This is a genomic window from Paenibacillus sp. AGC31 (assembly GCF_057334655.1).
In genome coordinates, this window is the sequence record NZ_JBHFJH010000032.1 from 1 (window position 1) to 15,471 (window position 15,471).

Here is a 15,471-nt window from a genome sequence, read left to right on the forward strand (position 1 = left end):
GACGATGGATCTGGCGACAAACACGTTGCTTCACTTACAGAAAAATCGCAAATTCAAGAAGAGTCGTAATGCCTTCATTCATTCCGATCAAGGTACGCATTACACTCATCCGGATTTTCAGAAGAAAGTGAAACGGATGGGGCTTGGACAATCCATGTCAAGACGAGGAAATTGTTGGGATAACGCACCGCAGGAGTCGTTTTTTGGTCATTTTAAGGATGAAACTTCCTTAAAGAGCTATGCCACGTTAGACGAAGTCAAACGTGAAGTTAAAGCCTATATGACCTACTATAATCACTATAGATACCAGTGGAACCTAAAAAGGATGACCCCTGTACAATACAGAGATCATCTTCTTGAAGCCATATAGTTTTTTTTAGAAATGTCCTTTACATAGGGTACAGTTTAATAACGACAGCTTCCTTTTTCATGTCTTGTACTGACTGTGTCTTGTTTGACTCCTTTTAATATAAGGATAAAGCAAGGGAGTCGTTTTCACTTCGACTGTGGAGAATGGCTTCTCCATTAACAATCTCAATACTAATTAAAGAATGCAGACATTTTTGAATGGCGCGTTTACCGTTGCTAATTTTATGCTCAAGAGCACTGCTAAGCAATCTTAATGTCTTCTGCATAGGTTGTTTGTTTTCTTGATTAAAATATACAGGGATTGATTTGTTTTGAAAGGTTATTAGGGTTCTCACTTGAAATCACCTCACGGTTGTTATTTCATACAGCTAATATTAAATTCCAATGCTTAAAATTACCTTAAAATCAGCTTATGAAAACATAAAGGTGGGTAATGTTTGAAAAGTGTTCACAATTCAATTGTGAGCGAAGGAATAAAAGTCCTGAAATACGTAACTTAATTACCATTTAAATGGAACAAAAAACGATAATTTTCGTATCCTCGCAATATTTAATTGCATAACTGCCACGAAAGTTCTGAGTCGAACGTACGATATTTTAATATATACGTGGGTCATATGTAACAAAATTACAGGTGGTACATTGCAAACAGGGTGTTTATGTAAGAAAATAGGGTTGATATAACGATTCATTCTCTTTTTTTTGATTTAATCTGACATTAGGACAATTTACATATGAGACCATGGGAGGGATTCGGATGATTCTAACCGTGTATTCCGGCCGCGAGGAAGGAGAATGGTTCGACATCGATGTTCCGGACGAATGTACCATCGAACATTTGAAGACATTACTCGGCGTTCGCATTTTTGGACAGGCACCGGGCGACGGCATTCAGTACATCCTTGAAGCCAAGTTTCCGGAAGGTCTGTGGTTCTCTCCACAGAACGCGCAGCAGTTAATGGAAACCGGGTTGCGGCAAGGCAGTTGCGTACGTGTCCAGCGGGCATTTTCAACGACTTCAGAAGAAGCGCCTGTATATGGAAGACGTTCATTGTTTCAGCAGGACAGCAACAAATAGGGCTTTTGAACGTATACATTCATTATTGAACTAACTAAAGGAGGTCTTCTCTTCGTGAATGTGTTATATCAGCGTTCTCCAAGAATGACACCGGTTCTCAAGGAAGAGAGACTCGAAATACTCAGGCCTCCAACAGAACCGAGCAAACCCACGTTTTCCATGATATCCATTATTGTGCCGATCATGATGACCATGGTCAGCATTGGTTTCTACGTATATATCAATATGACCGGCAAAATGAATAACAGTAATTATATGATGTTTCAGATGATGACGGTCATGATGATGCTTACTTCTTACACCATTCCATTCTTCGTGTATCTGAGCAACAAGAAATCATATCGCAAAAAATTGGAAGAACGAAAAATAATGTATCTTGCCCAACTGGACAAACACCGGGAAGAACTGAAAGAAGCTCAGGCGGAGCAAGTGAAGAGCCTGTACGAAATTCATGGTGATCCGGGTGTGTGTCTTCAAGTGGTGAAGAACCGGAACAGTTCCTTGTGGGAGCGTTCACCAGAGGATGATGATTTCCTTCAGGTGCGCATTGGTACGGGAGAGATTCCATTCCGCATCAAACTTCAGGTTCCGCGGATTGATGGTTATGAGAAGGATGAGCTGATTGAAGCGGCCCATGAACTTGCGGCTGAATTCCAGACGGTACCGGATGCTTCCATTACATTGCCTTTGTTCCAATCGAAGGTTATGGGACTTGTCGGTGATCGGGAGGAAGTGCTTGCTTCCCTGCGAGTCATCATCTCACAACTGACGGTACGCCATTCCCCGGATGAACTGAAGCTTGCTGCTTTTTATGAAGAGAAGGACAGCAAGGAATGGGACTGGCTTCGCTGGATGCCCCATATCTGGGATGAAGACCAAGGACAACGCTATATGGCCGACAGGCACAGCGGTGCGCATCAATTAGCGGACAGCTTGTTTTCCGTGTTGAACCGGCGCCGTAACAATAAGGAAGACCGCTACAAGAAAAGCATACAAACGCCATGTTACGTTGTGATTCTCTCCGATACACAATTGATTGAAGAAGAACCGTTACTTCCGCTGCTGCTGGAGTCGGCTCAAGACATTGATGTATGCACCATCATACTGGCTAATCGCAAGGAGTCTCTACCGATGCATTGTCAGTTGATTATGGATGCCTCCAAAGGCAAAGGGGTGTATATCAAAAAAACGGAAGATGCGGATGTTATTCAGCAAACGTACAAGCCTGATGTAATCTCGAAGGAGATGGCAGAGGCACTTTCCCGATATATGTCACCGATTCGTTTGAAGCGTTCATCTGCGTCGGATATCCCGCAACTGCTCCCGTTATTCGATATGCTGAGCACATCACGTGTGGAGGAACTGGATGTGGTGTCCAGGTGGGGACAGACAAGATATCCTGACACACTTCCCGTTCCTATGGGCGTAAGAGCTGGTGGCAAAAAAATTGCTCTTAACCTGCATGATAAAATCGAACGTCAGGGTCATGGTCCCCATGGTCTGATTGCAGGTACAACTGGTTCAGGTAAAAGTGAAGTCATCCAGTCCATCGTAGCTTCACTGGCTGCTGAATTCCATCCACATGATCTGGCGTTTATGTTGATTGACTATAAAGGTGGCGGTATGTCCAACACATTTGTCGATCTGCCTCATGTGGTAGGGACGATCACCAATCTGGATGGGAATCTGATCGAGCGGGCGAATATCTCACTTCGTGCCGAACTGGTCAGAAGGCAAAAGATATTAAATGATGCGGGAAATCTCCAGCATATTGATGAATATTATAAAATTCTGCGTTCCAGACATGAACAGCCACTGCCACATCTGGTTATTATCATTGACGAGTTTGCTCAATTGAAACGGGATCAGCCGGAGTTCATGGATGAATTGATCAGTATCGCGGCCATTGGCCGGACACTAGGGGTTCATCTAATTCTGGCAACCCAAAAGCCTGCTGGTGTTGTGGACGATAAAATATGGAGTAATTCGCGCTTCCGGATCTGCCTTCGCGTACAGAGTGAGGGAGATAGCAGGGACATGATCAAGATTCCAAATGCTGCCTGGATTACAAAGCCTGGTCGTGGATATTTCCAGGTTGGTAGTGATGAAGTGTTTGAAGAAATGCAATTTGCCTGGAGTGGTGCACCATATAACCAGCAGGAGGATTCAACGACGGTATTGCCTGTTATGGAAGTGCGCCTGAACGGTAAGCGGGAGCCTCTGTTAACTGGTGAGCGCAGAGCCGTTCTCAAAGGGGAAGATGTTCCGAAACAGCTTCAGGTATTTATTGATTATGTTGCACAGTCTGCAGCGGATGCGGGTATCCGTCGTTTGCCAGGACCATGGTTGCCACCTTTACCAGAGACACTGGAATGGGAAGGTCTTCAGGACTGGCAGGAAGAAGAGAATCGGGATTTGCTGCTTGATGGCGGAGCGAGTGGTTTGAAACCACTGGTGGGTTTGCTGGATGATCTCCCGAATCAACGCCAGCAGCCGCTCGCATTGCCTGTGGATCAAGGACATCTGGTCGTGTACGGCATGCCAGGACTGGGCAAAACAACATTTGTTCAGACCTTGCTTATGTCCCTGGCACGTTCCCATAGAACGGAGCCTTGGCATGGTTACATTATCGACATGGGCCGTATGATGAAGGATTTTGCAGCACTACCTCAGATCGGTGGCGTGATGATGGCTGAAGAGGAAGACCGGATCAAGCGATTATTCCGCTATATTCTCAAGCTGTCAGCACAACGTAAAGATATCATCTCGGAGGCGGGTGTTAAAACGATTTCGGCGTACCGCCGTTCAGCTCACGCCGCAGTCCCGCAGGTTGTGGTCGTTATTGATGGTTATCTTTCATTCCGCAATGCCTATCCGGAAGAAAATGAACTTCTGGAGACGATCCTGCGTGAAGGCGGAAGTCTGGGTATCACCTTTGTGCTTACTGCGAATCGGGTAACAGATGTATTTGAAAAATTCAGAAGCAATATTCCCAATGCGGTTTCATTTGAGTTATCCGATCCAAGCGATTATTATTATGCCGTGGGAAGACCTTCCAAGGCGCCAAGTCAACTTCCGCCAGGAAGAGGTCTGGTCAAAGGGCAAGTGCCTCCGTTAATGTTCCAGGCGGCATTACCTTCTTCCGGGGCAGATGAGGGCAAGCGTTCATCTGCACTGCGCCGTACGATTGCTGAGATTCGCCAAGGCTGGACAGGCGAAGAAGCGCCGCAGATTGCTCCACTTCCGGAAGAGATCAAACTGAAAGATCTGCTCATTCAGACAGGATCTTATGGTCAGGCTTGGGATACATCGTCTGTAACTGTTCCTGTGGGACTGCTTACGGATGATCTGGAACCATTCGAGCTTAATCTGCGTGAAGGTCCGCATTTCATGGTAACGAGTCCGATGGAAGGCGGCAAAACGACATTTTTATTGACATGGATGTTATCACTGGCTTATCATGCTTCTCCGGAAGATGTGCAAATATACACAGTAGATATGCGTTATGGCTCAGGTGGGCTGGGGGAAATCAGCAGTTTGCCCCATGTCCGTGGACATGTATCGCGAGAAGAACAGCTTGCACCTGTGATTCAACAGTTGTACGATGAAGTTCTGAAAAGAGGCGAGATTTCCGGTGGACCGGAACTTGTGCTCGTTATCGACGATGCGGACACCTTGTCCAAGCAGCTAAACGATTTTAATGTAAAAGATCAATTGGGAGCGATTGTTCGTCAAGGAAGGGATCGCGGTGTACACGTGATTCTGTCCGGGGTTCCGGCAGACTTCCCAACCTTTGGTTCTGACTGGGTAACGGATGTGAAGGCTTCCCAGAGCGGAATGCTGTTCGGGACTTTAGACCCTAACGATCTCTCGTTCTTCCGTATACCTTATTCCGAATCTGGAGGTAGTACAGGTGGGCTGAAGGTACTGCCTCCGGGTCAAGGTTATTATGTAAAACGTAAATATTCCAGGGTTAAAGGTGCAGTTCCATGTGATGACAGCTGGAAAATGACCGATTGGATTTCTGAAATTCGTGACCGATGGCATGTTGTAGTTTGAGGGGAGGTGGCTCATAATGTTGACGGTTCATGATTCTAAGCAAAAGGTAGTCACGTTGCAAACAAAGGAACTTTTTTTCCTGGCTGGTATTCTCGGTTCAGACCGACTGCTTGGTGTGGAAGATCCGTTTCGCGGCTATATGGCGGAGGATATCGCGATGGAGTGGGAGCGTGTCAAAACCTCCCTGCTGGACAAAGGATATCTGATTCGGGATCAGGATACCGATGAGCTGATCATGACACCGACCGTTTTCTCCAGGGTAGCCATTGCCGGATTGTCCGACAGAGCTTGTTGGATTCGCTACACGATCAACGGAAAGTCGTATGAGAGTTATATCCATTGCACGGATGAGCGGGTCGTTGAAGTTTCCCGTGTTGACGACGTACCGGACTCGTTCCGGCTCAGCGATCTGGGAAGTGTTCGTGAAGCCATTGATGTTCTGATAGAGCGGATGAAATGGAGCGGCCATTCTCCTGCGGAGAAACCGGCCCTAATGTGCTCCAAGAAAAAATTTTATGATGTCATGAATGAGCTCGAAAACAGCGGGATACAGACCGTAGCAAAGGAGCTCGAGCAGGAGACAAGTGATCCTGAGGGCTCACTTGCACTGGCACGCTGTCTGGTGGGTAAGGAGTCAGACGGGGAGCTTAGGTTGCTTGTATGGAATGAAGATGGGTGGAAATCACAGTCGGCAGCATTTGCTGCAAGTGCGGTCTCCAACTGGTTGTTCCGGATGAGCACTGCGGCTTCAGATGATTGGCTTGTTGCAGCACTGACGACTAGAGAACAGTTTCACGAGATGCTGCTGGACTGGCTTAAACAGCCTGCAGGGGAAGAGGAAAGGTGATGGTAAATGCGCATTCGTGTGGAACCGGATGTGCTTCGGGCACTGAGCAAGCAGATTCAGTATGCAGCGGAGCAAATACAGCAAAAGATGACAGTGTTGGATCAGGCGATTCATTCGCTGGAGTGGGAGGTTGAATCCCGCGCAGCGGTGATGAATGAATGGAATCACAGTAAACGACTGGGCGAGGATGCGCTGCGTCGATTAATGGACTTAAGCGTACAGCTGGGACGCAAAGCGTTGTTATTCCAGCAGGCAGACATGGAGTATCGTTCCGTGCTGAGTCATGTGAACACAGCCTATGGTAATGCGGTCAATATGCTGAATGTTCTTCAGAACAATCGTACAGGAGAAATCATGCCTGCACATTCTGCAACTGTAGCTGTAGTATCCGATCCCCTTTCCGCAATGGCGGCCGTATATCGTGTACAGGATGCCGCTCCGCCTGATGGCTCCCCGGCTACACTGGTGCAGGCTATGCAGCCTGAGCCTGTAGCATGGAGATTCACAGATCCTTCCTTTCGGGGGAGAAGAGGGACCGAGCCTGTGGTTTCCTGAGCAAAGTAAATGAAAGTAACAGCAGAAAGTGAATTTTTTTTTTGTAAATAGGCTGTTAGGAGAAGTTTCAAATGCTGAAAATGGGGTAAATAGGATTAGGTCCTTCGGCTTTTGTCCGATCGATCCTGGTATAGTACAATTTGAACAAGCTAAAAATTTAATTGCACAAACCAAGGAGGAATTTACAAATGGCAGGACGTATTTTAGTTACCCCAGAGCAGCTTGATCAGGTTTCCAACCAATTTAAACAAAGCGGTGAGCAAAGTCAGCAAATCGTATCTACATTGACTCAATCCATCACAAGCATGGAAGGACAATGGGAAGGTATGACAAAGCAACGCTTCTTCCAGGAGTTCCAGGAAGCTAGCAAACAAATGCAATCATTCGTTCAAACGCTGAACAGTATCAGCGCTGAACTTACAGCTATTGCTAACAAATTCCGTACAGCTGACCAAGCTCGTTAATCTGCTTTACATAGATCAGGCCGATGTGAAGTCTGAATTCGTCCTGAATTATAGGTGGATAGCAAGCTGAAGATGTACAACTACAGCAAAAACCGGGCGTTTTCACAACACCCGGTTTTTGTTGCAACTATGACACTAGGACAGAGAGAGGGATAAGCATGTCTTTTCAACCAAATCCCGGGGATGAAGTGGTGATTAACGACATTGCCTATACGATTGGGCAACATCCGGCTGCGCCGGGTCTGGCTTATGCCCAAGCCGGAAGGCAGGGGATTGTTTATCAGTTGATACCCCGTAATGGTTCCATTCATGGGTCCAAAGCACTAAAAGTCTTTTTTCCTAAATTCCGTATTCCGGCTATGGTATATCAGTCTGAACATATGGAGTCTTATAGTGAACTGCCAGGTTTGCAGGTATGCAAGCGTGATGTGCTCACTCCGGAAAGAAACGGAGCGCTCATTGGAAAACATCCCGATCTGTTATATGCGGTGTTGATGCCATGGGTGCAAGGTCAGACCTGGTTCGATGTGATCAGTGATCAGAGACAGTTGACGGCTGAGGAGAGCCTGAAGCTGGCTAGAGCGCTTGCTGGAACGGGTTCGGCTATGGAACAACGTGGACTGGCTCATTGTGATATGTCCGCTCCCAATGTAATGATTCCGTTTTTTTCCGAAGTGGAGAACCTGGGGAAGGCGTCTGCGGTAGAACTTGTGGATGTCGAGCAGATGTACGGTTCCAAGATGGATCGTCCGGATGCCCTGCTTGCCGGGTCACCCGGTTATGCAGCCCATCGAACAGTGCACAGCGGTTTGTGGAGTTCATATGCTGACCGATTTGCCGGAGCTGTTATCATTGCTGAAATGTTAAGCTGGTCGGACCCTGTGATTGTAGAGAAAGCGTGGGGCGAAAGTTATTTTGACCAGCATGAAATGCAAACGGTGAGTGAACGCTATTATGCGATGCGGGAGTCCCTTGAGAAGCGTTGGGGTTCCAAACTGTCCGATCTGTTCATTCGAGCTTGGGAAAGTCACGATCTGAGCAGCTGCCCGACGTTTGGTGAGTGGTATGTTGCATTGGCTGCGGTAGACGTGAATCAGGCCAATGCGGCTGCTGCTGCGACATCGGAAGAAGAAGCTGCCAATCCGTCCGAAGCTGATGTGAATCTGAAAAAGAGCTCAGAACCAGTAATTGAACCGGTGAATACGCAAGACGGGAACCGTCCTCAAACGCCGCACTCTCCCGATCAGGAAGCGGTTGTGAACCGTCTGTTCCTGCAAGCAAGAGCCCTGGAGGATGAAGATAAACCGGCTGCAGCACTGGAAGTGTACCGCTCGCTTTATCATTTTATTCCTCATAACAGCGCGATGCAGATGGAAGTGGAGGCTGCAATCAAGGAACTGGATGCCAAGCTTAATCCAAAAGAAGACACAGACAAACCTGTACCTGTGCCATTCTACAGATCCAAAAAGTTCATGATATCCTCTGCTGTGCTTATTGTATTGCTGGCAGGTGGCGTGCCAACGGTCAAAATACTCGCCGATCAGGCAGAGGTGAAGCAGAAAGAACAGCAGGAAGCCACACGACTGGCAGATATCAAAGCTGCGGAAGAGGCTGAAGCAGCAAAGGCAGCTGCGCTCAAACAACAGGAAGAACAAGAGAAGCAAAAGGCCGCAGATGCTGCAAAACTGGACGCAGAGGAAAAGAAAAAGCTCGCTGAAGCCAAGCAGAAGGAAGCTGAAGCAAAGAAAAAGGAAGAAGAACGTAAGGCGTTACAGGCCAAGTACGACAAACAGGCGAAATATGAGGCCTTTCTGGTGAAGCAGGAACAGCAGAAGAAAGAAGCCGCTAAGAGAGCGCAGCAGGAGAAGTACGATAAACAGGCGAAATACGAAGCTTATCTGGTCTGGAAAAAAGAGAATGATGCGAAGCTTGCAAAACAGGAAGCGGAGCGTAAAGCGGCAGCTGAAGTTAAACGTCAACAGGAAATTGCTCAAAAAGCAGCTCTGAAGAAAAAACGTGCCCAGAATGTGGTCACGCTGATTGCTCATTACAATAAGACGTATAACGCGCAAAAAGGCAGAAAAATTGAAAATGCGGAAGCATATGCCCGTGATTTCAAAAATCTCTACAATACCGATGCTTCCTATTTCAAAGGTGTCGGCAAAGTGGCTGCTCGAATGAGTGCCATTAACAAATTCCTGAGCAACAACAGCTACACGTTGCCTAACTTATAATACGTGTTCAAAAAGGGCGGTTTTCAGTACCGAGAAGATGGGATGAAGCTAGAAATGGAGTAGCGGAGCGTAGGAAGAACTACGTGAGCAACTAAAATGTTTCCGAAAGAAACATACTTCGTAAGCATAAGCTTATTCGCTGAATTTCATATTCGATGCTGATGATGCCTACAGGCATCCATCGTAATCAAAAGAGGACTTTTTGAACAACTTCTTATAAAATAACACGTGAATGATGGAGGTGACTCATCCTAGATGAACTACACGATTCAAGCATCACAGCGTACACCTGCACTTATTATATATTTAATTGATATTAGCGCCTCCATGAACATGGTTCTGGAAAATCGTCGACGGATTGACGTCGTCTATGATGCCTTATCTCTCGCGATCCGGCAAATGGTATTTCGGTCTACTAAGGGAAATCGTCTGACACCGCGCTATCGTATAGCCATATTGGCTTACAGTGATGATGTATATGACTTGTTGAACGGAATCAAAGGGATTGACGAAATTGCTGCAGTTGGTTCTTTGCCTGACCTGACACCGAGACGGTTTTCAGATTCTGCGAAGGCTTTCCTGCAGGCGGAAAAGATTCTACAGGCCGAGATTCCGAATATGCAGGACTGTCCTGCGCCACTTGTATGCCACATGACCGATGGGGTGGCTACAGGTGAAGATCCCGAACCGATTGCCAAGAGAATCATGGGCATGAGTGTGCCGGACGGCAATGTGTTGGTCGAGAATATTTTTATATCGGATCATCTGCTGGATGGGCCAATTGCTGAACCTCGAAGATGGAAGGGAATCTCTTCGGAAACGAATCTACAGGATGAGCATGGAGAGAAGCTGCGGAATATGTCATCCGTCCTGCCCGAAAGTTATCGGGAAATGCTTGTTGAAGCTGATTATTTGCTTGCTCCCGGTGCACTCATGATGCTGCCAGGTACCTGTGCAGAATTGGTATCGATCGGGTTCCAGATGTCCGCTGCTACGCCTGTTAGATAGGAGGGGAATCATGAGAGCGATACGATTGGCAACATTGTCTGCTGGTGATAAGGGGGGCCATGTCGAGCAACGGCATGGCAACTTTCGGTATGTGAGTGTGCAGACCGGAGAACAGCCATTAACTCGTTATCAAGGTGCATTCAAGTGCAGATATGGTTACGGCAGAGCCGCAGAGACGGTTAATCAGGGTGATTCCGGACAGGATTTTGCTGCGGTCCGCATGAATGGGAATGTCTGCAATTTTGTATTATGTGATGGAGTAGGCATGAGTTATCTGGGCGACTTTGCAGCACGGTTTCTGGGAAATGCTTTGCTGGATTGGCTGGAAACGACGCAGCATCCGACGGTTGAGGCCGTGGAACGTCTTCTTCATGATCTGACCCTTCCTGCATCCGAGCAACTGGAGAAATTACAACCACTGGAAAGTTCCCCTCTGTTACTGCGTGAAGTATTAATGGAAAAACGAAGCCGTGGGAGCCAGGCCATGTATGTCTGTGGGCGGATTGAGCTCACGGGAGGAGGACGCAAAAGCCGTGTGTGGTTAGCGTGGCAAGGAGATTCACGTATTCGCCTTTGGCGCAATAATCAGGAACAGTCTGACATGTTCCAGGCACATTGCAAAACGAATGAGCGTTGGTCTACACTTGATGGTCCCGTGGGTGGCAAGCCGCACATCTATGAGACAAAAGGTTCAGCAGGCGATTCGCTGCGGCTCCAGTTATATACGGATGGACTGAACGACCTGGATGCCATTCAAGCCTATGTCCCGGATGAACACATTCAGGTACTGCTGGATGCTACACATACGGGCGGACTTGAAGATGATGCCGCTTTCATTGAGCTGGAATGGTGAGTGCCGGTTATAAAGTTGTGGACTGATCCTGAAGTTGCTGTGACGTTGGTGTAGATCAACGGTGAAAAAACTTGCTGGTGTTGATTTAAAAGACACTCTTTTTGGGTAATCTTGTGAAGAATTGATTTTGAGCTTGAACGTACATTCTTACATAATTGCTAAATCAAAGGAGTGGAATGGATAATGACACAACATAACGGCAAGTCACGGTTTCAAGGGAAGGTTGCAATTATTACCGGAGCAGGCTCCGGGATTGGGAAGGCCACTGCAGTCAAGCTGGCTAAAGAGGGTGCACATGTTGCATTGTTTGATCTGGTGAATGATCGGATCTCGGAAACGGAAGCAGAGATTAATGCGCTGCACCCTGGTGCGGCAAGAGCATTTGATGTAGACATTGCCGACCCGGCACGTGTGGAAAAGGCTGTACTGGAAACCGTTGAGTTATTCGGCGGTTTGGATATTGTTTTTGCCAATGCGGGCATTAATGGGGTATCGGCACCCATTGAAGAGATTCAGGTTGAAGATTGGCAGCAGATTATTACAACCAACCTGGATGGCACATTTTTCACCGTTAAATATGCATTGCCTCACTTGAAAAAACGGGGTGGCGGCAGCATTATCATTACAAGTTCGATTAACGGCAATCAACGCTTCTCAAGCTTTGGTATGTCGGCGTACAGCACATCCAAGGCAGGGCAGGTTGCTTTTGCGAAGATGGCGGCGCTTGAGCTCGCGAAGTTCAAGATACGTGTTAACGTGATCTGTCCGGGAGCAATTGCGACCAATATCGATCAAAGTACGGTCAAAACGGATGATCTGCAACAGATCATTATTCCAATGGAGTTCCCGGAAGGCCAGCAGCCACTTGCAGATGGACCTGGTCAGCCGGAACATGTTGCGGATCTGGTAAGCTTCCTCGCTTCGTCTGAATCCAGACATATTACCGGAGCAGAGATCGTCATTGATGGTGCCGAATCATTGCTCAGCTAAGTGAGCATTCTGGATAAATTCCATTTTACTTAAGTCGTGTCTTAGGATATGTCTGCGATAGTCGTTCCTCTGGAACGGCTTTTTTTGTTATAATGCTAACATTCGAATAGAGATACTGAAGAGCAGTAGGGTACATTCATTAGGAGCGATTATATGCATATAGAGTTACCGATACAAGAGGTTATTCCTGAATTAAGACAGTTATTTCGGAATCAAGATACAGGTGTGTTAATTGCAGAGCCAGGAGCGGGAAAAACGACGGTTGTACCGCTGGCTTTGCTGGAGGAGCCGTGGGTCGCGGGACGGAAAATCATTATGCTGGAACCTCGAAGGCTGGCCGCGTGTTCAGCTGCATCGAGACTGGCGGCTACACTAGGGGAAAAGGTGGGTCAGACGGTAGGATATCGTGTACGCATGGATACCCGGGTGAGTCAGGCAACACGTATTGAAGTAGTGACGGAAGGCGTATTGACCCGGATGTTGCAGCAGGATCAGGGTCTTGAGGACACGGCAATGATTATATTTGATGAATTCCATGAGCGGCATCTACACGGGGATTTGGGTCTGGCTCTGGCCTTGGAATCGCGAGCGATGTTACGTCCGGATCTGAAACTGTTGATCATGTCGGCAACCCTTGATCCTGTTCCGGTCTGTGCATTGCTTGGTGAAGGCACAAGATCAATTCATTGTCCGGGCTGTACGTTTCCGGTGGAAACACGATATGTACCGAAACCAACAGCCATGCCACTGGAACAATTCACGGCTCAGACGGTGAACAGGGCATTAGCCGAACAGGAGGGGGACGTGCTTGTTTTCCTTCCAGGGGCTAGAGAGATACACCGTACAGAGCGGGAGTTATCAAATGGATCTCTTCCTGGACATGTGAAAGTTCATTCTCTGTACGGCAGTATGCCGGTGGAACAACAGGATGAGGCCATACGCCCTGCGGCTGAGGGCTCGCGCAAAGTGGTGTTGTCCACCTCCATTGCGGAATCCAGTCTCACACTCGCTGGAGTTAAGATTGTGGTGGATGCAGGGCTAAGCCGTGCATCGGCATTCTCGCCGCGTACAGGCATGAGCCGACTTGTCACCCTGCCGGTGTCCAAGGCGTCAGCCGATCAACGGCGGGGTCGTGCAGGGCGAATTGCCCCGGGGGTGTGTTACCGGCTATGGAGCGAAGAGGTTCACGGGGGACTGCCTGAGGCAGCTCGCCCGGAGATCACCTCCGCGGATCTTGCGCCGCTGGCGCTGGAGCTTGCCGTCTGGGGTGTCCAGTCCCCAGCAGAGCTGCAATGGCTGGACACCCCGCCTGACGCCGCCTACGGCCAGGCTCAGGCGCTGCTGCGCCAGCTGGGCGGCCTGGACGACGCAGGCCGCATCACGCCCTTCGGGCGGCGGATGAACACGCTTGGCGTGCATCCGCGACTGGCCAGCATGTTGCTCCGCGCAGCGGAGCTTGGGCTGGCCAGCTACGCCATCATGCTGGCGGCACTGCTGCAGGAGCCTGCGGGCCTCCGCAGCAGTGGCAGTGCAGGCGCGGGCACGGACCTCCGCCCGCGCGTAGAGGCGCTGCTGACCGCGGACAGCAGCGGCATGCCTCAAGCGGCAGCGGCTGTCGCAGACAGCGCGGCCGTGCGGCGCATGCTCCAGGAGAGCCGCCAGCTGCGCTCGGCGATCGGCCCGGCGGCCGATCCGGTGCGGCCGGATGAGGACAGCTGCGGATTGCTGCTGTCCTTCGCCTATCCGGACCGGATCGGGCAACGCCGGGAGGACGGCCGCTATCTGCTGAGCAGCGGCCGCGGCGTACGGCTCGCAGCGACAGAATCGCTGAGCCGTTCAGCGTATCTGGTCGCAGCCGAGGCAGACGACCAGGGCGCAGATGCGCGCATCCTGCTGGCTGCGCCGTTGCAGGAGCAGACCTTGTTGCAGGCAGGGCAGTACCTGCTGCACGATGAAGTGCAAGTGGCCTGGGATTCCAATACCCGCAGCGTTCGCGCACATAAGAGACTTCGTATTGGAGCCCTTGTGATTAAAGAGAGCAGTATTGCACAGCCGCCTGAAGATCAGGTGCTGGAAGCACTATTAACCGGGATACGGATGGAAGGGCTGGATTGTTTGCCCTGGACAAAAACATCCAGACAACTTGCGGACAGGCTGCGGTTCCTGCATCTCCATCTACCTGAGTGGCCCGACCTGATCGAAGATAATCTAACAGAAGAGTTGGCAGAACATCTTACCCCTTATCTGACAGGCATGCGATCGGCAGCCGACCTGAAGAGATTGTCGATGCAGGATGTATTACTGGGTGGATTGAGCTGGACGCAACGACAACAACTGGACGATGAAGCGCCGACGCATATACAGGTGCCCAGTGGTTCTCGTATACCCTTGGACTACAGTCGTCCAGAGGACCCGGCGCTGGCGGTAAGATTACAGGAGATGTTTGGACAACAGGAGACACCGCGTATAGCGGGTGGGCGAGTCCCGTTGACCATCCACCTATTATCACCGGCTCAGCGACCTGTACAGGTCACACGAGACTTGGCGAATTTCTGGCGAGAGACGTACTTTGACGTCAAAAAAGACCTGAAAGGTCGTTATCCGAAGCACTACTGGCCGGATAATCCACTTGAAGCGGTCGCCACGAATCGAGCCAAACCACGGGGCAAGTAGATGAATTACTTCATTCTTTAAGACATCAACGATTCCATATAAACTAAAATGAAGACCCAAAGGCTAAATAAGACGTCCTCGGTTCCTTAGAAATCGTCTGGACAATTCGCCAGGATCAGCCAGTCTGGACTTCAAGATGTTTTGGACCCTAACATCCTTCAACGTAGAGCATGCCTGACAACGTATCACATGCCTGAGTTTTAAGGCACACCATGATGAGGAATAAAAGGAATGAACCTCAGCAATTATTTGCTATCAACACATAGTATATTGACTTGCGAGCGTTTAAAAGAAACTTAGGCGGGTAATAACATAGCGAACCACTCAATAATATGAGGAGG

Annotated in this window: 12 protein-coding genes; 11 read left to right on the forward strand and 1 reads right to left on the reverse strand. The window is 48.9% G+C overall.

All coding sequences use genetic code 11. The features are described from left to right. The coding region (locus ACE04G_RS19605; RefSeq protein WP_486094295.1) for an IS3 family transposase at positions 1-370 on the forward strand (370 nt) is incomplete at its 5' end. A 94-nt stretch (positions 371-464) separates the two neighbouring features. Here ACE04G_RS19605 and ACE04G_RS19610 read toward each other — a convergent pair. After that, positions 465-704 (reverse strand): hypothetical protein, encoded by a 240-nt coding sequence (locus ACE04G_RS19610; RefSeq protein WP_074094612.1) that lies wholly within the window; start codon positions 702-704, stop codon positions 465-467. A 422-nt stretch (positions 705-1,126) separates the two neighbouring features. Between ACE04G_RS19610 and ACE04G_RS19615 the strand changes: the two genes are divergently transcribed. From ACE04G_RS19615 to hrpB, 10 genes are all read left to right on the forward strand, one after another. Further along, positions 1,127-1,447 (forward strand): hypothetical protein, encoded by a 321-nt coding sequence (locus ACE04G_RS19615; RefSeq protein ID WP_221825192.1) that lies wholly within the window; start codon positions 1,127-1,129, stop codon positions 1,445-1,447. A gap of 54 nt (positions 1,448-1,501) precedes the next feature. After that, positions 1,502-5,506, forward strand: a complete 4,005-nt coding sequence (gene essC / locus ACE04G_RS19620; RefSeq protein WP_221825189.1) for a type VII secretion protein EssC — start codon at positions 1,502-1,504, stop codon at positions 5,504-5,506. A 16-nt stretch (positions 5,507-5,522) separates the two neighbouring features. Continuing rightward, on the forward strand, positions 5,523-6,353 hold the full coding sequence (locus tag ACE04G_RS19625) for a hypothetical protein (protein ID WP_221825187.1): 831 nt from the start codon (positions 5,523-5,525) through the stop codon (positions 6,351-6,353). A 6-nt stretch (positions 6,354-6,359) separates the two neighbouring features. After that, positions 6,360-6,908 carry a WXG100 family type VII secretion target gene (locus ACE04G_RS19630; RefSeq protein WP_017689072.1) on the forward strand — a complete coding sequence of 183 codons (549 nt, stop codon included), beginning with the start codon at positions 6,360-6,362 and terminating at the stop codon, positions 6,906-6,908. Positions 6,909-7,096: 188 nt separating this feature from the next. After that, positions 7,097-7,372 (forward strand): WXG100 family type VII secretion target, encoded by a 276-nt coding sequence (locus ACE04G_RS19635; protein ID WP_017689071.1) that lies wholly within the window; start codon positions 7,097-7,099, stop codon positions 7,370-7,372. Positions 7,373-7,530: 158 nt separating this feature from the next. Further along, entirely contained in the window at positions 7,531-9,606 is a 2,076-nt protein-coding gene (locus tag ACE04G_RS19640) for a protein kinase family protein (protein ID WP_221825185.1), read from the forward strand. A 255-nt stretch (positions 9,607-9,861) separates the two neighbouring features. After that, positions 9,862-10,614, forward strand: coding sequence for a vWA domain-containing protein (locus ACE04G_RS19645; RefSeq protein ID WP_124114120.1), 753 nt, complete (start codon positions 9,862-9,864; stop codon positions 10,612-10,614). A gap of 10 nt (positions 10,615-10,624) precedes the next feature. Beyond that, positions 10,625-11,467, forward strand: a complete 843-nt coding sequence (locus ACE04G_RS19650; protein WP_221825183.1) for a hypothetical protein — start codon at positions 10,625-10,627, stop codon at positions 11,465-11,467. 183 nt (positions 11,468-11,650) lie between these two features. Further along, a complete protein-coding gene (locus ACE04G_RS19655) occupies positions 11,651-12,457 on the forward strand; it encodes an SDR family oxidoreductase (protein WP_221825180.1) in 807 nt (268 codons plus the stop codon). A gap of 153 nt (positions 12,458-12,610) precedes the next feature. Next, positions 12,611-15,130, forward strand: a complete 2,520-nt coding sequence (hrpB, locus tag ACE04G_RS19660) for an ATP-dependent helicase HrpB (RefSeq protein ID WP_449004356.1) — start codon at positions 12,611-12,613, stop codon at positions 15,128-15,130. Positions 15,131-15,471 lie beyond the last annotated feature (341 nt).